Here is a 20,208-nt window from a genome sequence, read left to right as displayed (position 1 = left end):
GGAACAGGGTCCCGCAATGATGACGGCAACATCCGAACGGGAGCTTGAAGAGGCTCTTGTCGAAAAACTGAAAGGCCTCAAATACGGCTATCGCCCCGACATCCGGGACCGCGCCACGCTTGAGGCAAACTTCAGGCAGAAGTTCGAGGCCCTGAACCGCGTCACGCTGACCGATAACGAATTCCAGCGGCTCCTCAACATGATCGTCACACCGGACGTTTACGAAGCCGCCCGCTCTCTGCGGACCATCGAAACCTTCATCCGCGACGACGGCACACCGCTCGACTACACCCTCGTCAATGTCAGGGACTGGTGCAAGAACACCTTCGAGGTCATCAACCAGCTCCGCATCAATACGGACAACAGCCATCATCGCTACGATGTCCTGCTGCTCATCAACGGCATCCCCGTCGTTCAGATCGAACTGAAGAGCCTCGGAATCGGTCCCCGCCGGGCCATGGAGCAGATCGTCGGCTACAGGAACGAGCCCGGCAACGGATACACCAGAACGCTTCTGTGTTTCGTCCAGCTCTTCATCGTCAGCAACCGCACGAAGACATTCTACTTCGCCAACAACAACACGCGCCACTTTGCCTTCGATGAAGAGGAGCGCTTTCTCCCGTTCTACAGCTTTGCAGACCCGGACAATGTGAAGATCGATCATCTCGACGACTTTGCGGATCACTTCCTGTCCAAATGCACACTCGGCCAGACGATCAGCCGGTACATGGTTCTTGTCGCGAGCGAGCAAAAGCTTCTGATGATGCGCCCCTACCAGATCTATGCGGTCAAGGCCATCGTCGACTGCATCGAACAGAGCTGCGGCAACGGCTACATCTGGCACACGACAGGTTCCGGCAAGACGCTGACCTCTTTCAAGGCCGCGACGCTGCTCAGGGACAACGAGAGCATTCACAAATGCCTTTTCGTGGTCGACCGCAAGGACCTCGACCGCCAGACCCGCGAGGAGTTCAACCGGTTTCAGGAAAACTGTGTCGAGGAAAACACCAACACCGCAACCCTGGTGCGCCGTCTGCTCTCGAACGATTACGCGGACAAGGTCATCGTGACGACGATCCAGAAACTTGGACTTGCCCTGAAGGAAAACGGCAAGGCCAAGGAACGGAACGGCACCCGCGGGCAATCGACCTTCAGGCAGCGGCTCAAGCCTCTGCGCGACAGGCGCATGGTGTTCATCTTCGACGAATGCCACCGTTCGCAGTTCGGCGAAACCCACGATGCCATCAAGACGTCTTTTCCAAACGCCCAGTTCTTCGGCTTCACCGGCACGCCGATCTTCAAGGAGAATGCGAGCGTCAAACAGATCGAGGACGAGGTTGCCAGCCTGCGAACGACTGAGGACCTCTTCCAGAAGCGGCTCCACGCCTACACGATTACGCACGCCATCGAGGACGGCAACGTCCTGCGCTTCCACGTCGACTACTACAAGCCGAAGGACGCCGACGCGCCTGGCCGGAAGCCTGACAAGCGGGCTGTTGCCGAGGCCATTCTCGGCAAGCACGATGCCGCGACCGGCAAGCGCCGGTTCAACGCGCTGCTGGCGACGGGCTCCATCGACGACGCCATTGCCTATGACAGGGTCTTCAGGGAACTTCAGGCGGAACGTCAGGCCGCCGACCCCAAAGCCGACCCCGGATTTGTCCCGCTCAGGATTGCCACCGTCTTTTCGCCGCCCGCCGAGGGCGACAGGGATGTCCGGCAGATCCAGGAGGACCTGCCGCAGGAGAAAGAGGACAACCGGCACGATCCGGAGGGCAAGAAAGCGGCGCTCAAGGCGATCATCGAGGCCTACAACCGTCAATATGGCACGGCCCACGACATCCATGATTTCGATCGCTACTATCAGGATATCCAGCAGCGCATCAAGGATCAGGAGTTTCCCAACGCCGATCTGCCAGGGAAAGGCGCGGAAAAGATCGATATCACCATCGTTGTCGATATGCTGCTGACCGGTTTCGACGCAAGATTTCTCAACACGCTCTATGTCGACAAGAATCTGAGGCATCACGGCCTGATCCAGGCCTTTTCCCGCACCAACCGCATTCTCAACGCAACCAAGCCCTATGGCCATATCATCGACTTCCGCGGGCAGCAGCAGAATGTCGACGACGCCATTGCGCTGTTTTCCGGTGCCCAATCCGGGCGGGCCCGCGAAATCTGGCTCGTCGACAAGGCACCCGAAGTCATCGGGAGATTCGCCAGGGCCGTTTCCGATCTCGGCGCGTTCATGACATCGCAAGGCCTCGAGGCAAGGCCCGATCAGGTCAGCCGGTTGAGGGGCGACGCCGCCCGCGCCGGGTTCATCAATCACTACAAGGAAGTCCAGCGCCTCAAGACCCAGCTCGACCAGTACACGGATATTGACGAGGATCAGCGCGAGGAGATCGAGCGCATACTGTCAACGGACGATAACAGAGCCTTCCGCGGTGCCTATCTCGAAACCGCCCGGCGCCTGAAGGAACAGCGGGGCAAACCGGGCAAGGACAACCAACCGACCGACCCCGAGCTCGATCAGCTCGATCTCGAGCTCGTTCTGTTCGCCTCCGCTGACATCGATTATGACTACATCATGGAGCTGATCGCCAGATACTCCGGCCAGGATCCCGGGCAGGTCGAAATCACCCGCGAGCAGTTGATCGCCCTTGTTCACTCTGACGCCAGGTTCCTGAACGAGCGGGACGATATCACCGCCTATGTCCATACGCTCAAGCAAGGCGAAGGCCTCGATGAAGAGGCGATACGCGCCGGCTATCGGCAGTTCAGGAAGGACAGGCAGGCCGGGGAGATCGACAACCTTGCGCATAGGCACGGTCTGACGGTTGAATCGCTCGCAGGCTTTGTCGAGACCATCCTTCAGCGCATGATCTTCGACGGCGAAGCCCTGACCGACCTGATGGAACAGCTCGGGCTCGGCTGGCGCGCGCGCTGTGACCGGGAGCTTGCTCTCATGGCCGACCTCATTCCGCTTCTGCACAAGCGGGCCGAAGGCCGCGATATCGCGGGTCTCAGTCACTATGAGAACGGGGGCGAGCGATAACGACCGAAAAGCCTCGGCACCCGGTGCCGAAGCTGCGGTTTCCGGAGTTTCGGGACGCGGGGGCGTGGGGGGTGAAGCAACTCTCAAACGCCGCTCACTTCGTGAGCAATCGTGTTTCGATTGGTCAGATTTCCAAAGGAGAATATGTCAGTACGGAGAACATGCTGCCTGACTTCTCTGGCATTGCTCCACCATCAAGTTTTCCGGCGTCAGGGTCAATAACTAGCTTCCGTATGAACGATTTGCTGATATCCAACATTCGACCATATATGAAAAAGATATGGCGAGCAACGAGGAGTGGCGGCGCATCCAATGATATAATTGTTTTGCGCAGCAAATCTGGCATTGTTGACAGCTATCTGGCCGCACTTCTAATGAGCGAAGCCTTCATAGACTACGTTATGGCAGGGGCTAAGGGCGTCAAGATGCCGCGAGGCGACATTAAACAAATCAAGCTGTATCCGCTCGGAGTACCGCATCCTGTAGAACAACAAAAGATTGCCGACTGCCTTGGCTCGCTGGACGACCTGATCGCGGCGCAGGGCCGCACGCGCGACACCCTGCGGCAGCACAAACAGGGGCTGATGCAACAGCTCTTTCCACAGCCCGGCGAAACCGTGCCAAAGCTGCGGTTTCCGGAGTTTCGGGATGTGACTGATTGGCATCGCCGGTTGATGAATCAGTATCTGAGCGAAAGCCGCGTCAAGGGCCGTGGAGGAGACGAAGCAAAGAAGCTTACAGTGAAATTGTGGGGTAAAGGCGTAATTGAAAAGTATGAAAATATTCAAGGAAGTGCAAACACACAGTACTACCGTCGACAAGCCGGACAATTTATTTACAGCAAGCTTGACTTTCTCAACCAGGCTTTTGGTATCATTCCGGAGTATCTGGATGGATTCGAATCAACAACTGATCTTCCGTGCTTCGACATCTCTCCTACGCTTAACGCAAATTTCCTGTTGGAATACGTTAAGCGTGAGGAATTTTACAGGACCCGGGGCGAGATCGCGGACGGTGGCAGGAAGGCGAAGCGCATCCATGTCGAGACGTTTTTGGACAGCTCAATCTATGTTCCGTCCCAAGCAGAATAACAAAAGATTGCCGACTGCCTTGGCTCGCTGGATAACCTGATCGCGGCACAGGACCGCAGGCTCGACGCCCTGCGACAGCACAAACAGGGGCTGATGCAACAGCTCTTTCCATCTGTGGAAGGGCAGTGATACATGAGCAAGACAAAAGAACTCCCGAACCGGTCGCGCCTGAAACGATGCCTGAACCGATGATGGAACCGATGACTGAAACGAAGGATGGATCATGACAGGGCAAGACCGGGAACAGCTTGGCCGGGAACAGCTTGGCAAAACACTCTGGGCCATTGCCGACCAACTCCGCGGTGCGATGGACGCGGACGACTTCCGCGACTACATGCTGGCCTTCCTGTTCCTTCGCTTCCTCTCGGACAACTACGAACAGGCCGCAAGGAAGGAACTCCGCCGCGGCTACCCGGAACCCGAGGCAAACGGTGCCGAAGGACGGCCCCCCTTTCCATCTGGCCCCCTTTCCATCTGGTACAATCGGAACCCCGATGACGTGGCGGCGTTCGAGAAGCAGATGCGCCTCAAGGTGCATTACGTCATCGGCCCGGACTATCTCTGGGACAGCATCGCCCACATGGCCCACACCCGGGACGACGAACTGCTCAACACGCTCCGGCAGGGTTTCAGCCATATCGAGCAGGAATCGTTCGGGAGCGCGTTTTCCGGGCTGTTCTCGGAAATCAATCTCGAATCCGAAAAACTCGGCAAGACATATGAGGACCGGAACGCGAAGCTCTGCACGATCGTAACGAGGATAGCCGAGGGCCTTGAGGCGTTTTCCGGGGACAGCGATACACTCGGCGACGCCTACGAATACCTGATCGGCCAGTTTGCTGCCGGATCGGGCAAGAAGGCGGGCGAGTTCTATACGCCGCAACGCATATCGGACATCCTCTCGGCAATTGTCATGCTCGACAGCCAGGAACCGGAGACCGACAAGCGGGGCCGCCTCGACAGCGTCATGGACTTTGCCTGCGGTTCAGGCTCGCTTCTGCTGAATGTGCGCAAGCGCATGGGGCCGAACGCTATCGGCAGGATCCTCGGCCAGGAGAAGAACATCACCACATACAACCTGGCGCGCATGAACATGCTGCTGCACGGGGTGAAGGACACGGAATTCGAGATCCACCATGGCGACACGCTGACCAACGACTGGGCCATGCTGCGCGAGATGAACCCGGCGAAAAAACCCTGCTTCGACGCCGTGATTGCCAACCCGCCATTCAGCTACCGCTGGGACCCGGATGAGGCCCTGGGCGAGGACATGCGCTTCAGGGACTACGGTCTGGCCCCGAAATCGGCAGCGGATTTCGCCTTCCTGCTGCACGGGTTCCACTACCTGAAGAACGACGGTGTCATGGCAATCATCCTCCCCCATGGCGTGCTGTTTCGCGGCGGTGCCGAGGCCGGAATACGCAAGAAACTCCTTGAGGACGGACATATCGACACGGTGATCGGCCTTGCCCCGAACCTTTTCTACTCGACCGGTATCCCGGTCTGCATCCTCGTCCTGAAGAAATGCAGGAAATCGAACGATGTCCTGTTCATCAATGCATGTGAGGACTTCGAGAAGGGCAAGCGGCAGAACCACCTTTCCGACGCGCATATCGAGAGGATCGTCGAAACCTATCGACAGCGACCCGACAACATCGAGCGTTATGCCAGACGTGTCGGCATGGACGAGATCGGGCGCAACGACCACAACCTCAACATTTCGCGCTATGTCAGCACCATCGAGCCGGAACCCGACATCGATCTTTCCGCCACACACAAGGAACTGGTCGGGATCGAACGTCAGATCCGGGAATCGACGGCGAGGCACAATGCGTTTCTGGAACAACTGGGGCTGCCTCCACTCCCATCGTCGGACGAGCAGTAAATCGACACCCCGCCCCCGCCCCCACCCATGCCCACACCATTCGCCCGCCCGTGCCCTTGATCCTGCCGGAGGCCTCTCCCTCTCCATGAAAGCCGCCATCGTTCTGTTTCCCGGCACGAACCGCGACACCGACATGAAGGATGCGCTTGCGCGCGCCGGGGCCGCGACCGAAACGGTCTGGCATGGCGATACCGGCGTGCCCGATTGCGATCTGATCGTCCTGCCGGGCGGGTTCTCCCATGGCGACTACCTGCGCTGCGGGGCCATGGCAGCACATTCGCCGGTCATGAAGGACATCGTTGCGAAGGCCAGGGCAGGCACGCCGACCCTTGGCGTCTGCAACGGCTTTCAGACGCTGATCGAGACCGGGCTGCTGCCGGGCGCGCTGCTCAGGAACGCCAGCCTGCGCTTCGTCTGCCGCGATGTGCACCTGCGGCTTGAGAACAGGCACCGCCCCCTGACCGGCAGGCTCGCCGAGGGCGATGTGATCCGCGTGCCCGTGGCCCATGGCGACGGCAACTATTTTGCCGCCGACGAGATGCTGAAGCGGCTCGAGGGCGACGGCCGTATCGCCTTCCGATACGTCGCCGGCCCCGGCGAACCGGACGAACGCGCCAACCCCAACGGCAGCACCGCCGACATCGCGGGCATCGTCAACCGGGCCGGCAACGTCCTCGGCATGATGCCCCACCCCGAGGACGCCACCGGCCCGCGCCAGCAGAGCCTTGATGCCGTCCCCCTGTTCCATGGCATCGTGGAGGCGCTCTCGTGAGCACGCAACCCGCAAGCACACAGCCCGCAGGCACCGAACCCGCACAGGAACCCATGATCACGCCGGACATCGTCGCCGAACACGGCCTGACGGCAGACGAATACGCCAGGATTCTGGAGATCGTCGGGCGCGAGCCGAACATCACCGAACTCGGCATCTTTTCGGCCATGTGGAACGAACATTGTTCCTACAAGTCGAGCCGGCTCTGGCTGAAGGCGCTGCCGACCGAAGCCCCCTGGGTGATCTGCGGGCCCGGCGAGAACGCCGGCGTGGTCGATATCGGCGACGGTCAGGCCGCCGTCTTCAAGATGGAGAGCCACAACCACCCGAGCTTCATCGAGCCGTACCAGGGAGCCGCGACCGGCGTCGGCGGCATCATGCGCGACGTCTTCACCATGGGCGCGCGCCCCATCGCCAACCTGAACATGCTGCGCTTCGGCGAACCCGACCACCCCCGGACCCGCTATCTGGTGGCCGGCGCGGTCGGCGGTATCGGCGCTTACGGCAATTGCATGGGCGTGCCGACCGTGGGCGGTGAGACAACCTTCCACCGCAGTTGCAACGGCAACAACCTGGTCAACGCCATGTGTGTCGGCCTCGCCCCCGCCGACCGCATCTTCCATGCCGCCGCCGGCACGGTCGGCGCACCGGTGATCTATGTCGGCTCGAAAACCGGGCGCGACGGCATCCACGGTGCCAGCATGGCCTCGGCCGCGTTCAGCGGGGACAGCGGGGAGAAGCGGCCCACGGTGCAGGTCGGCGATCCCTTCACCGAAAAACTGCTGCTCGAAGCCTGCCTGGAGCTGATGACGACGGATTCGATCGTCGGCATCCAGGACATGGGGGCCGCAGGCCTCACCTGCTCGTCGGTCGAAATGGCCGACAAGGGCAATGCCGGCATGGACCTCGACCTCGATGCCGTGCCCCGGCGCGAAGAGGGCATGACGGCCTGTGAACTGATGCTGAGCGAAAGCCAGGAACGTATGCTCATGGTGATCAGGCCCGAGGCGGAGGACCGCGCCCGTGCGATCTTCGGGAAATGGGAGCTCGATTTCGCGGTCGTCGGCCATATCACCGACACCGGCCGCCTGATCGTGCGCAAGGACGGCGCGATCGAGGCCGACCTTCCGGTCAAACCCCTGAGCGACGAGGCACCGATCCACAACCGGCCATGGACGGAGACGCCGCCGCGCCCGGTGCTGTCACCCGACGACATCCCGCCCCCGCTTCCCACCGAAGAGGCCCTGCTTGCGCTGGTCGGCGCGCCCGACCTCTGCTCGCGCCGCTGGATCTGGGAGCAATACGACCATCTGGTCATGGGCCGCACCGTGGAGCGCCCCGGCGGCGATGCCGCCGTTGTCGCGCTGCCGGGCGCGACCGGCAAGGGCCTTGCCGTCACGACCGACTGCACACCGCGCTACTGCGAAGCCGATCCGGTCGCGGGCGGCAGACAGGCCGTGGCCGAGGCCTTCCGCAATCTCACGGCGACCGGTGCCCGCCCCCTGGCGGCGACCGACTGCCTGAACTTCGGCAATCCCGAACGGTCCGACGTGATGGGAAGCTTCGTGGGCGCCATCAGGGGCCTGGGCGAGGCCTGCCGCGCGCTGGCGATGCCGATCGTCTCGGGCAACGTCTCGTTCTACAACGAAACCGACGGCAAGGCCGTGCAGCCGACGCCGGCAATCGGCGCAATCGGCCTGATCGACGATCTCGACCGCATGGCCCGCATCGGCTTCGGCGGCGCGAACCAGGCCATCGTCCTGATCGGCGAAACCGCGGGCCATCTGGGTTCCAGCCTTTACCTGCGCGAGCTCGCCGACCGCGAGGACGGCGCGCCGCCCCCGGTCGACCTCGAAACCGAACGCCGCAACGGCGATTTCGTGCGCGGCCTGATTTCCGGTGGCGACGTGACGACATGCCACGATGTTTCCGACGGCGGCCTGCTCGTGGCCCTGACCGAAATGGCCCTGGCATCGGGCATCGGTCTCGACGCCAACAGCCCGGACGGCGCGCCCGCCGCCCATGCCTTCTGGTTCGGCGAGGATCAGGCGCGTTATCTCATCGCGGTCGACGGTGACGGCTCCGATATCGTCAAAAAGGCCGGGCAAGCGGGAATTTCGGCCGTCATCCTCGGTGTGACGGGCGGCAGGACATTGACAGTGGACGCCGGCCCGCCCATATCGCTGGCAACCATTCGCGACAGACACGAGGGTTGGCTGCCGGCCTACATGGCAGGCGGCTCCTGAACGACGGCGGAGGACGCCACAGAGGACCCAACGGAGGACGTCATGGCAATGAGCGCGGCCGAGATCAAGGCCATGATCAGGGAAGCGTTCCCCGACGCCGCAATCGAGATCGAGGACCTGAGGGGCGACGGCGACCATTATGCCGCCACCGTCACGTCGCATGCCTTCGAGGGCAAGAGCCGGGTGCAGCAGCATCAGGCCGTCTATCAGGCGCTCAAGGGCAGGATGGGCGGCGATCTCCATGCCCTTGCGCTGACCACCAGAACACCGGCCCCCGGGACACCTTCCCCCCGGGACAGCAACCTGACCCGGACCAACCTCACGACGCCCACGGGAGGGCACCAGACATGACGCTCGATGACGGCACCAGGCAGCGTATCGATAAGGAACTTCAGGGCAACGATGTCGTCCTCTTCATGAAGGGCACGCCCGTCTTCCCGATGTGCGGCTTCTCGGCGGCTTCGGTCCAGATCCTGAGCCACCTGGGCACCCGCTTCAAGGGCATCAACGTGCTCGACGATCCGGCGATCCGCGATGGCATCAAGGCCTACAGCGACTGGCCGACCATTCCCCAGCTCTACGTGAAGGGCGAGTTTGTGGGCGGCTGCGACATCATGAAAGAGATGTACACATCCGGCGAACTCTCCGAGTACCTCGAAAACCAGGGCATCGCCCCCAACCCCGCAACCTGACCCCCACGACCTGATCCCCGCAACCTGATCGCGAGCCATTCCCGTTCCGGTCGCTGGCGTTCCGCGACCGGGAGTCAGTTCCCGGCCACGACGGCTGCGGCCATGGCAGCCATGGTCGGGAAGAGGAAATCGACCTCCGGTCGCTCCTCCACGATCGCCGTTGCACCCCATGCGCCACCGTCCGACAGGCCCCGGCGGTCGATCCAGGCCCTGGCAAGCCCCGCCCCGGTGGCGGGCACATGGTCGTGGAACAGGCTCTGTGCGGTGTGGAGGATGTCACCGGCACCGATGCCCCGGTTCGCCAATCTTTCGAGCATGACCTCGAAATTGCGCGGGTTCGGCTTGTAGCTGCCAATATCCTGGGCCGTGACGATCGCATCGAAGCTGACACCCAGCTTGCGGTTGGAGGCCGCGAAACCGTCGATGTGGACATTGGACAGGATGACAAGCCTGAAATGTCTCTTCAGCACGCGCAGCGCATCGGCAGTGTCCGGAAAGGCCGGCCAGTGCGGCACCGACGCGCCGAACACCCTATCCCTGTCGTCGGTCGTCGCGAGATCGAAGCGCTTCGCCAGCCCACGGTGCACATGTCTCAGGAGCTCCGGATAGAGCATATCGGGCGTTGCCGCCTGCTGCGCGCTCTCCAGCTCTGCAAAGGCCAGAAGGCCGTCCTGCCGCGTGATGTCGCAGCGCCCCGACGCGGCAATCAGCGGCTGCATGGCATCCCAGATGCCGCTTTCCCAATCGATCAGGGTGCCGTAGCAGTCGAACGTGAGTGTGGTGAAATCTGACAGGCGCCTGGCCATCGCCTCGCTCCCTGCCCCATCCGATCCAATCCGACAGAATCCTGCGTAATCCGATAAAAAACGATCCCATCGGATTTTCGTTCAGGCCTTCGAGTAGTACTCGACCACCAGGTTCGGTTCCATCTGCACCGGATAAGGCACTTCGACAAACGTCGGCACACGACGATAGGTGCCCTTCATGCTGTCGAAATCGACCTCCATGTAATCCGGCACGTCGCGTTCAGCCGAGGCAACCGCTTCGAGAACCAGCCGGAGCTCGCGCGAACTGTCCTTGATCGCGATGACATCCTCAGGACTCACGCGGAAGCTCGGGATGTTGACCTTCTGGCCGTTCACACGGACATGGCCATGGTTCACGAACTGGCGCGCAGCGAAGACCGTGGGCACGAACTTCATGCGGTAGATAACCATGTCGAGACGACGCTCAAGCAGGCCGATCATGTTCTCGATGGTGTCGCCCCGGCGCTTGTAGGCTTCCTCGTAGTTCCGTCGGAACTGCTTCTCGGTCATGTTGCCGTAGTAGCCCTTGAGCTTCTGCTTGGCAGCGAGCTGCGTGCCGTAGTCAGTCGGCTTGCGGCGACGGCTCTGACCGTGCTCGCCAGGCGCATACAGACGGTTCGTCAGGAAGCGCTTCGGGCGGCCCCAGAGGTTCTCACCGTAGCGGCGGCAAATCTTGTACTTCGACGACAGACGCTTGGTCATCGATCCTCGGCATTCGTTTAGAGGGCATGCGTTTAGAGAAAACGGATCGCGCTCCGTCTCCGGAGCGCCGCGGGGTTGTAATGAAGCGAACCGCCGTTGTCAAATGCCTTGCAGGGGGGCGCCTTGCAGGGGGGCACCTTTGCAGGGGGCGGGGCCATGTCGGAGCGAATAACGGCGCAGTGACAGCCTCACGGCAGGCGAAGGCCGTGCGCCGAACGGCGGGGAACGGCCAGCAACGGGCTGCGGGCCTCATCGCTCATCCTTGGTTGGCAGGGGTTTCCGGCCACTCGTCAGACAGCTCACGATCCCGCGCAGTGTGCGCACCTCCTGCCCGAACAGGCCCGCGCGCAGGAACATGTTGCGGATGTTGCGCACCATGATTGGCCGATGCTGCTCGTTGCGCAGGAAGCCGCATCTGTCGAGCTCTCCGATCAGGTGATCAAAAAAGCCTTCGAGTTCCTCCCTGGTCGCAGGCCATGTCTTGCCTGACGGAACGGCTGAATCCAGCACCTCGTCCTGCGCCTTGAACCACTCGTAGCCGATCAGCAGGACACACTGCGCCAGGTTGATCGAGGCATTGTCGGGCACCGTCGGAACCTGGAGGATGGCGTCGGCCAGCGCAACCTCGTCATTGTCGAGGCCGGTCCGTTCCGGCCCGAACAGCACGCCGCAGATCTCGCCCGCCGGCGCGGCGTGAAGGTCGACCGCCGCGCGTTCAGGCGTGACCTCGGGCTTGAGCATGTCGCGGCTGCGTGCCGTCGTCGCCCAGACATGATGGAGTCCGGCGACCGCCTCGGTCGTCGTGTCGTGCAGCGATGCATCCTGCACGATCGCAAGACCGCCCGCCGCCATGGCCTCGGCAGCCGGGTTGGGCCAGCCGTCGCGGGGCGCAACGATGCGCAGGTCCGTGAGTCCGAAGTTCGCCATCGCCCGCGCCGCCGCCCCGATGTTCTCCCCCATCTGCGGTCGCACGAGGATGATCGCGGGTGCGGTCACGGCATCACGCAGGCGCGTCGGTGCGCATGAGTTTGCAGGTAATCGAATCGACCAGAGCCTGGAACGAGGCGTCGATGATGTTGGCCGAGACGCCGACCGTGTTCCACGTTGCGCCGCTGTCGTCGGTGCTTTCGATCAGGACGCGGGTGATGGCCCCCGTACCGGCCTGGGGCGAGATGATGCGCACCTTGTAGTCGACCAGCCGCCAGTTCCCGAGAGCGTCGGCGTATTTGCCGAGATCCTTGGCGAGTGCGTGGTTGAGCGCATCCACCGGGCCGTTGCCTTCCGCGACCGACAGAAGCCGGTGGCCATCGACAATCAGCTTGACCGTCGCCTCCGAGACGGTGACCAGCTTGCCCAGCGCGTTGTGCCGGCGCTCGACCTGCACGCGGAAGCTCTCGACCTCGAAGTAGGTCGGCACCGTGCCCAGAATGCGCCGGGCCAGGAGCTCGAAGCTCGCTTCGGCACCGTCATAGCTGTAACCCTCGAACTCGCGGGCCTTTACCTCCTCGACCAGGCGCGGAAGCCTGGGGTGATCGGGATCGACCTCCATGCCCGCTTCGCTCAGACGCACCAGCATATTGGCCCGCCCGGACTGGTCGGAGACCACGATGTGGCGGCGGTTGCCGACGGTTTCGGGCGGCACGTGCTCGTAGGTCCGGGGGTCTTTCATCACGGCCGAAACGTGGAGGCCGCCCTTGTGGGCAAAGGCTGCGCTGCCGACATAGGGCGCGTGCCTGTCGGGCGCACGGTTGAGCAGCGCGTCAAGCAGGCGGGACGCATGGGCCAGGTGCACGAGATCCTTGTCGCTCACCCCGATCTCGTAGCCGGACTTCAGCTTGAGCGTCGGGATCAGCGAGACCAGGTTGGCATTGCCGCAGCGTTCGCCCAAGCCATTGAGTGTTCCCTGCACCTGGCGCACACCCGCTTCGACTGCGACCAGACTGTTCGCCACGGCATTGCCCGTATCGTTGTGGGCGTGAATGCCGAGTCGGTCGCCGCCGACCCTGGCGGCAACGGCGGCGACAATGTCTCCCACCTCGCCCGGCAGTGTGCCGCCGTTCGTGTCGCACAGCACGGCCCAACGGGCACCCGCCTCGAGCGCCGCCTCGATGCAGGCGACAGTGAAGTCAGGGTCGGACTTGTAGCCGTCGAAGAAATGTTCGGCGTCGAACATCGCCTCGCGCCCCCGCGCCACGGCGTGCGCAATCGAGTCGGCGATCATCGCGACGTTCTCGTCTTTGGAGATTTCCAGTGCCAGGTCGACGTGGAAGTCCCAGGCCTTGCCGACCAGACAGACCGCCTGGGCAGAGGCCGAGACGACCGCCTGGAGACCGGGATCGTTCCTGACGCTGCGACCGGGACGGCGGGTCATCCCGAAGGCCGTGAAGGCCGCGCGCTGGAGCGCCGGGGCGCTGCCGAAGAAAGCATCGTCGGTCGGATTCGCGCCCGGCCAGCCGCCTTCGACGTAGTCGACGCCCAGTTCGTCCAGCGCGTGCGCGATCTCGGCCTTTTCCGCGACATTGAAGTCGACGCCCTGGGTCTGGGCGCCGTCGCGCAACGTGGTATCGAAGAGATAAACGCGATCGGCCATCAGACGCGTCTCCAGGTCGTACCCTCCGGCCCGTCCTTCAGTTCGATCCCGCGTGCCTTGAGATCGTCCCGAATCCGGTCGGCTGCCGCGAAATCCCTGTTGGCACGCGCCGCCTTTCGGGTCTCGATGAGTCCTTCGATTTCGGACGCCTCGTTGCCGTCACCGCCTTGGAACCAGGCCTGCGACGGTGCCTGGAGCAGACCCAGCACCGCACCGGCACCACGCAGCGACGCCGCGGCTGTGCGATCGCCCTGGAAGACGCGGTCGGCAAGCCTGTGCATCGCGGCCACCGCCAGGGGCGTGTTGAGGTCATCGTCGAGCGCCGAGAGCACATCGGCCGGAATCTCGCCGTGCTCGGGATCACCGGCCTCGCCGATCGCGTTGTAGAAGCGGTCGAGCGTGGCCCTGGCCTGCCTCAGAAGGTCGAAGGTGAAGTCGAGCGGCTGGCGATACTGCGCGGAGAGCAGCGCGAAACGCAGCGCCTCACCCGGCCAGTCGTCCAGCAACGCGCGTACCGTGTAGAAGTTGCCGAGCGACTTCGACATCTTCTCCCCCTCGACCGAGAGGAAGCCGTTGTGCATCCAGATCGTCGCGAAGCCGGCATCGGCGTGGGCGGCGCAGGTCTGGGCGATCTCGTTCTCATGGTGCGGAAAGATCAGGTCGCGCCCACCGCCGTGGATATCGAAGCAACGACCCAGATGCTTCTCGCTCATGGCCGAGCACTCAAGGTGCCAGCCGGGCCGCCCGTAGCCCCAGGGGCTGTCCCAACCCGGCAGCTCGCCGGTCGAGGGCTTCCAGAGCACGAAGTCGGCCGCATCCTTCTTGTAAGGCGCGACCTCGATACGCGCGCCAGCGACGATCTCGTCCCGGCTGTTGCCCGACAAGCGCCCGTAGGCCGCATAGGACGGCACATCGAACAGCACGTGGCCTTCCGCGGCATAGGCATGGCCCTGCCCGATCAGCCGTTCGATCAGCGCGATCATCTCCGGGATATGAGCCGTGGCCCGTGGTTCCTCACTCGGTTCCAGGCAGCCCAGCGCAACCGTATCTTCGTGGAAACGCTCGATCGTCATTGCCGTCAGCTCGCTGATCGCGATGGCGCGCTCTTGAGCTGCAGCATTAATCTTATCGTCGATATCTGTGATATTACGAACATATTTGACATTTTCCTCACCGTAGCGATGGTTGAGGAGACGGAAAAGAACGTCGAAGACGACGAGCGGGCGGGCGTTGCCCAGATGAATCAGGTCATAGACCGTGGGGCCGCAGACGTAGAACCCGACCTTGCCGGGCTCAATGGGTTCAAGCCGCTCTTTCTGGCGCGTCAGCGTGTTATGGGCATGGAAGGACATGGAACAGACTCCGGAGCAAGGATTGGGACACATCACCGCGCCGGCAGGGCAGCAGGCACGGTCAGGCGATAACTCGCCCGCAGGCTCCACAACATCGAGGCGTCCGTTGTTCCATATCGCGCTCTATAGCTCCATTGCCCGATCGAGGCAACGCACCTGACCGCCCAGACGCGTCAGCACACGTTCGCGGCCGATCACGGGAAGCAGCGCCGCCAGCTCCGGCCCATGTTCGCGGCCCGTCAGCGCGAGGCGCAGGGGATGGAACAGATCCCTGCCCTTGCGTCCCGTCTCCGCCTTCACGGCATCGGTCCAGGCCTTCCAGGTTGCCGAATCCCAGGGTTCCGGAGGGAGCAGTCCGGCAGCCTGCGCACAGAACGTCGCGTCCCGGCTTCCGGGCCCGATCGTCTCATGGCATATCCGCCACCAGTCCATGGCGTCGGAAGCCCGATCGAGATTCCCGCGCACGATCTCCCAGAACACTGCGTCGATGCCCGGCAGTTCCGCGGCCACCGCATCGTAGGGCGCGCCATGAAGCCACTTGCGATTCAAGGCCAGCACCTCGTCGGGATCGTAGCGTGGCGGATTGCGCGAGATCTTCCCGAAGGCAAAGCCGTTCGCCAGGTCGGCCATGGCGTATATCGGCTCGATCGCATCGGAGGTCCCAAGCCGCGCCAGAAAACTCGTCACGGCCATCGCTTCGACCCCGTCCTCGCGCAGATCGCCAACCGCGCCGCCGCCCTTGCGCTTGGAAAGACCGTTGCCCGTAGCCGATGTCAGAAGCGGATGATGCGCGTAATCCGGCACCGCCCCGCCCAGGGCCCGGGTCAGTTCGATCTGGACCGCCGTGTTGGCAACATGGTCCTCACCACGAATGACGAGCGTCACGCCCATGTCGATGTCGTCCACCACAGACGCCAGCGTATAAGTCGGCGCGCCGTCCTCGCGCACCAGCACGGGATCGCTCACATGGCCGGGATCGAACGTCACAGCGCCGCGGATCAGGTCGTCGTAAGCGACGGTCTCGTCGCCGAGGCGAAAACGCCAGTGGGGCTGCCGCCCCTCTGCCTTCAGGGACATCATCTCGTCGGCTGACAGCCTGAGCGCCGAGCGGTCGTAAACCGGCGGCAGGCCTCGCACCTTCTGCAAGTTGCGCTGGGTCTCAAGCTCCTGAGGTGTCTCGTAGCAGGGATAAAGGCGACCCGATGCGGCCAGCCCGGCCCGCGCAGCCTCGTAGCGGGCGAAGCGGTCCGATTGCTTCTCCTCCCCGTCCCAGTCGAGGCCGAGCCAGGCCATGTCATCGCGGATGCCCTGCGCGAAGGCTTCGGTGGAACGCTCCCGATCCGTGTCGTCGAGCCGCAGAATGAACGTGCCACCCGCCTGGCGCGCAGCCAGCCAGTTGAACAGCGCAGTCTTCACGTTGCCGACATGCAGACGGCCCGTAGGGCTCGGCGCAAACCGGGTGACGACGGGTTTCATGGAACCTCGTCCCCATGTTTCATCCCGGGCGACCAGAGGGAGACCCTGGACCTCAAGGGGCAAGCGACGGCCTGTCGAGGTCGCGGATCGCGCTCGCTCCGCTTCCTTGTCCGGGATGACACGACAAGCACGGTCAGCTGCGGAAGCGGTTGGTGATGGGGTAGCGGCGATCGCGGCCGAAGGCCCTGGGCGAGATCTTGACACCCGGCGGGGCCTGGCGCCGTTTGTACTCCGCACGCATCAGAAGGCCCCGGATACGCTCAACCAGGACCCGGTCGTGACCGCGGTCGCAAATCCGGCTGAGGGTCTCTTCCTTCTCGACCATGCCGTGGAGGATATCGTCCAGCGTGTCATAGGGCGGCAGGCTGTCCCGGTCGGTCTGGTTGTCCCTGAGCTCGGCGGTGGGTGCCTTGTCAACGATGTTCTGCGGGATCACACGCCCCTCGGGGCCGAGCAGCCCGTCGGGCCTGTTCCGGTTGCGCCAGTTCGAGAGCGCGTAGACGCTCGTCTTGTAGACATCCTTCAGCACCGAGTAGCCGCCGCACATATCGCCGTAGAGCGTGGCGTAGCCCACCGACATCTCGGACTTGTTGCCGGTCGAGAGCACCATGTGACCGAACTTGTTGGAGAGCGCCATCAGGATCATGCCACGGCTGCGCGCCTGGATGTTTTCCTCGGCCTCGTTGGGATCGGAGCCGGCAAAGAGATCGTTCAGCATGATATCACAGGCACCGACAGCCGGCGCAATCGAGACGCTGTCATGGCGAACGCCCAGAAGACGCGAACACTCCGAGGCGTCGTCGAGGCTCTCCCGGCTCGTATAGCGCGAGGGCATCATGACACAGTGGACCCTGTCGGGCCCCAGGGCATCGGTCGCAACGGCAGCGGACAGCGCCGAATCAATGCCGCCCGACATGCCGATCAGAACGCCCGGGAACCCATTCTTGCCGACGTAATCGGCGAGACCCGTCACAAGCGCGCGGTAGATGGTCTCCCAGCGCCCGAGTTCCGGCGCGATGCCGGCGTCATCGCAACGCCAGCCGTCCGCCGTGCGATGCCAGGACGTCGTCACAACCGCTTCGCGCCAGCCCGGAAGCTGCGCCTTCAGGTTCCGCTCCGCATCGAGCACGAAAGAAGCACCGTCGAACACCAGTTCGTCCTGACCGCCAACCTGGTTGACGTAGACCATCGGCAGCCCGGTCTCGATAACCCGCGCCACCGCCTGGTTCATGCGTCGCTCGGTGTTCTCGACGTCGAAGGGCGATCCATTGGGCACGACGAGCAGTTCGGCACCGTTTTCCTCAAGGCACTCGGCCACCTCGCCGGTCCACATGTCCTCGCAGATCATCGCGCCGAGCCGGACGTCGCGGAACGGAATGGGTCCGGGCAACGGGCCGGCCTTGAAGACACGCTTCTCGTCGAAGACACCGTAGTTGGGCAGATCGTACTTCAGGCGAACATGGCGCACCACGCCGCCGTCGAGCAGATAGACCGCATTGTGGAGAGCGCCGTTGCTGCGATGCGTCGCCCCCAGAAGGACAGCGAGTCCGCCGTCGTCGGTCGCCCGTGCGAGGCGATCGACCGCCGCCTCGACCTGCTCCTGAAACGCCGGCCGCAGGACCAGGTCCTCGGGCGGGTAGCCGTTGATCACGAGCTCGGGCGTCACCATGAGATCGGCACCCTGCGCGGCAGCATCGGCACGGGCCGCCAGCACCTTGTCGGCATTGGCCTCGACCGCACCCACCGTGGGGTTGAGTTGGGCCAGGGCAATCCTGAGGGTATCGGTCATGAACGGTGCCCACCGCTGCGGCGGCTCTTGAACACCAGGGACAGGTAGGCAGGCGCGCCGGGGCTGTCAATCGCGGGAGGAACAGCTATGCCGGAAGGCCATGACGATCGACAAAGACGATCAATAAAAGGGCCAGCAGGACAAGCCAGGCCGAACTGGCGGTGACGACCGACTGGTTGGCCTTGCGGAACTCCGTCCAGCCACGCGGCCTGAGCCCCTGGAGGAAAAGGGCGGCGTGTGCCGCGATATGGATGCAGACCACAGAAGCGGCGTGCGGTGATTTCGGTCAGGCATTCGGCCATGCGGCAAGCGTGGCGCACGTTGCGGAAATCGTGCAAGAGTAGCAGTGCTCACACATGTGATGCGATACGTGTGATGCGATAGGGCCGTTATACTTCGCCTGCTTGGGACGGGTGTGGACGATGAGAGCAGACGGCAACAAGACCCATGTGGCGATGGTCGGCGGCGGTGCCTATTCGACCGCGACCAAGGGTGCCAAGGATGTGATCGACGGCGCATGGCCGCTGGTCAGGGACGCCATCGGAAAGATCCCCGACCGCATGGACCGGGCCTTCACCCTGAGCGACATGGGCACGGCGGACGCCGGCACCTCGTTCGACATGATCGGCGAGGCGATCGGTCTGATCCACAACCGTTTCCCCGAGCGCGATGTCCAGATCGTCTATACCGACCAGCCGCGCAACGACTACAATGCCATCTTCGGCCTGGTGCACGGGCTGACCGGGAAGGAAAGCTGGCTCAGCCGACATCGCAACGTGCAGGTGCTGGCCTCGGCCACGTCGTTCTACGACCCGATCCTGCCCGCCGGCACGCTCGACCTGGGCTTTTCGGCGACCGCCATGCACTGGCTTTCGTGCAAGCCCACCGACATCACGGGCCATGTCCACATGGTGGGCGCCGAGGGTGCCGAACTGATCGACTTCCACGTCCAGGCGGCCGAAGACTGGGAGACAATCCTGATGCGCCGGGCCGTCGAGATGGCACCGGGCGCGCGTCTGGTGCTGGTGAACTTCGGTATTGACGACGAGGGCCGCTACCTCGGCAACACTGGCGGCGTGAACATGTTCAATACCTTCAGCCTGATCTGGCAGGGCATGATCTCGGACGGTGCCATCACCGAAGCCGAGTACCAAGGCATGACCCTGCCCCAGTACTACCGCAACACCCAGGAGTTCCGCGCTCCGATCGACGACCGCGGCAACCCCGTCAGCATGAGTGGACTCGCGGTCGAGCATTGCGAGAGCCGAGTCGTCCCCTGCCCCTTCGCCGCCGAATTCAGGGAGCACGGCGACGCCGCCCGCTTCGCGCGCGACTACATCCCCACCCTGCGCTCGTGGAGTGCCGCCACCTTCCGCGCCGCGCTCGATGCCTCCCGCTCCGACGAGGAGCGCGACACCCTCATCGACACGTTCTACGACACCTACGAAGCCATGGTCCGTGAGGCTCCCGAAGGCCACGCCATGGACTACGTCCACATCTACATGACGGTGGCGAAGGCAGGTTGACTACCGACCGAGCAAGGCTTCGGCCGACATTCCGATGTCTTGGGCGATCTTTCTCAACAAGACCGGCGACATATCCCGCCCCGCGTGAAACGGGACTGTTGTCTGCCTTCCGTCGGCGTGGCGAAACTGCATGTGAGAACCCCGTTGGCGGATCAAGACGAACCCTTGCCGTTTGAGCAAAGACACGACTTCACATGGCTTGAGAACAGGGATGTTGCCCAAC

The 20,208-nt window shown here is 63.2% G+C and carries 15 protein-coding genes and 1 pseudogene; 8 read left to right on the top strand and 8 right to left on the bottom strand.

Features of this window, described 5'->3' with window-relative positions:
- Positions 1-16: 16 nt before the first annotated feature.
- From GDA49_05910 to grxD, 7 genes and pseudogenes are all read left to right on the top strand, one after another.
- Positions 17-3,058, top strand: a complete 3,042-nt coding sequence (locus GDA49_05910; protein MBC6439938.1) for a type I restriction endonuclease subunit R — start codon at positions 17-19, stop codon at positions 3,056-3,058.
- A 269-nt stretch (positions 3,059-3,327) separates the two neighbouring features.
- Positions 3,328-3,708, top strand: a pseudogene (locus tag GDA49_05905) (restriction endonuclease subunit S).
- A gap of 664 nt (positions 3,709-4,372) precedes the next feature.
- Positions 4,373-6,034, top strand: coding sequence for a type I restriction-modification system subunit M (locus GDA49_05900; GenBank protein ID MBC6439937.1), 1,662 nt, complete (start codon positions 4,373-4,375; stop codon positions 6,032-6,034).
- An 85-nt stretch (positions 6,035-6,119) separates the two neighbouring features.
- A complete protein-coding gene (gene purQ, locus GDA49_05895; protein MBC6439936.1) occupies positions 6,120-6,806 on the top strand; it encodes a phosphoribosylformylglycinamidine synthase I in 687 nt (228 codons plus the stop codon).
- Between the two features lie 53 nt (positions 6,807-6,859).
- Positions 6,860-9,052 (top strand): phosphoribosylformylglycinamidine synthase subunit PurL, encoded by a 2,193-nt coding sequence (purL, locus tag GDA49_05890; GenBank protein MBC6439935.1) that lies wholly within the window; start codon positions 6,860-6,862, stop codon positions 9,050-9,052.
- Positions 9,053-9,094: 42 nt separating this feature from the next.
- The gene (locus GDA49_05885) at positions 9,095-9,403 is read left to right on the top strand and encodes a BolA family transcriptional regulator (GenBank protein MBC6439934.1); all 309 of its coding nucleotides are present in this window, start codon (positions 9,095-9,097) and stop codon (positions 9,401-9,403) included.
- Positions 9,400-9,744 carry a Grx4 family monothiol glutaredoxin gene (gene grxD, locus GDA49_05880; protein MBC6439933.1) on the top strand — a complete coding sequence of 115 codons (345 nt, stop codon included), beginning with the start codon at positions 9,400-9,402 and terminating at the stop codon, positions 9,742-9,744. Before GDA49_05885 ends, grxD begins: the two co-directional genes overlap by 4 nt.
- A 74-nt stretch (positions 9,745-9,818) precedes the next feature.
- Here grxD and GDA49_05875 read toward each other — a convergent pair whose 3' ends face one another.
- From GDA49_05875 to GDA49_05845, 7 genes are all read right to left on the bottom strand, one after another.
- Positions 9,819-10,550 (bottom strand): HAD-IA family hydrolase, encoded by a 732-nt coding sequence (locus GDA49_05875; protein ID MBC6439932.1) that lies wholly within the window; start codon positions 10,548-10,550, stop codon positions 9,819-9,821.
- Positions 10,551-10,631: 81 nt separating this feature from the next.
- Positions 10,632-11,252: a 30S ribosomal protein S4 gene (gene rpsD / locus GDA49_05870; GenBank protein ID MBC6439931.1), complete on the bottom strand. Its 621-nt coding sequence runs from the start codon at positions 11,250-11,252 to the stop codon at positions 10,632-10,634.
- Positions 11,253-11,501: 249 nt separating this feature from the next.
- Positions 11,502-12,248, bottom strand: a complete 747-nt coding sequence (locus GDA49_05865; GenBank protein MBC6439930.1) for an RNA methyltransferase — start codon at positions 12,246-12,248, stop codon at positions 11,502-11,504.
- A gap of 4 nt (positions 12,249-12,252) precedes the next feature.
- Positions 12,253-13,842, bottom strand: a complete 1,590-nt coding sequence (locus tag GDA49_05860; protein MBC6439929.1) for a citramalate synthase — start codon at positions 13,840-13,842, stop codon at positions 12,253-12,255.
- Positions 13,842-15,194, bottom strand: coding sequence for a cysteine--tRNA ligase (locus GDA49_05855; GenBank protein MBC6439928.1), 1,353 nt, complete (start codon positions 15,192-15,194; stop codon positions 13,842-13,844). Before GDA49_05855 ends, GDA49_05860 begins: the two co-directional genes overlap by 1 nt.
- A gap of 123 nt (positions 15,195-15,317) precedes the next feature.
- Positions 15,318-16,670 (bottom strand): glutamate--tRNA ligase, encoded by a 1,353-nt coding sequence (locus GDA49_05850; protein ID MBC6439927.1) that lies wholly within the window; start codon positions 16,668-16,670, stop codon positions 15,318-15,320.
- Between the two features lie 133 nt (positions 16,671-16,803).
- Positions 16,804-18,459, bottom strand: coding sequence for an NAD+ synthase (locus GDA49_05845; GenBank protein MBC6439926.1), 1,656 nt, complete (start codon positions 18,457-18,459; stop codon positions 16,804-16,806).
- A gap of 422 nt (positions 18,460-18,881) precedes the next feature.
- Between GDA49_05845 and GDA49_05840 the strand changes: the two genes are divergently transcribed.
- On the top strand, positions 18,882-19,985 hold the full coding sequence (locus GDA49_05840) for an SAM-dependent methyltransferase (GenBank protein ID MBC6439925.1): 1,104 nt from the start codon (positions 18,882-18,884) through the stop codon (positions 19,983-19,985).
- Here GDA49_05840 and GDA49_05835 read toward each other — a convergent pair whose 3' ends face one another.
- Positions 19,986-20,207 carry a type II toxin-antitoxin system HicA family toxin gene (locus GDA49_05835; protein ID MBC6439924.1) on the bottom strand — a complete coding sequence of 74 codons (222 nt, stop codon included), beginning with the start codon at positions 20,205-20,207 and terminating at the stop codon, positions 19,986-19,988. It lies immediately after the preceding gene.
- Between the last annotated feature and the right edge of the window lies 1 nt (position 20,208).

The sequence above is a fragment of the Rhodospirillales bacterium genome, from assembly GCA_014323865.1.
Classification (GTDB): Bacteria; Pseudomonadota; Alphaproteobacteria; order SP197; family SP197; genus SP197.
This window is presented reverse-complemented; position numbering and strand designations above follow the sequence as displayed.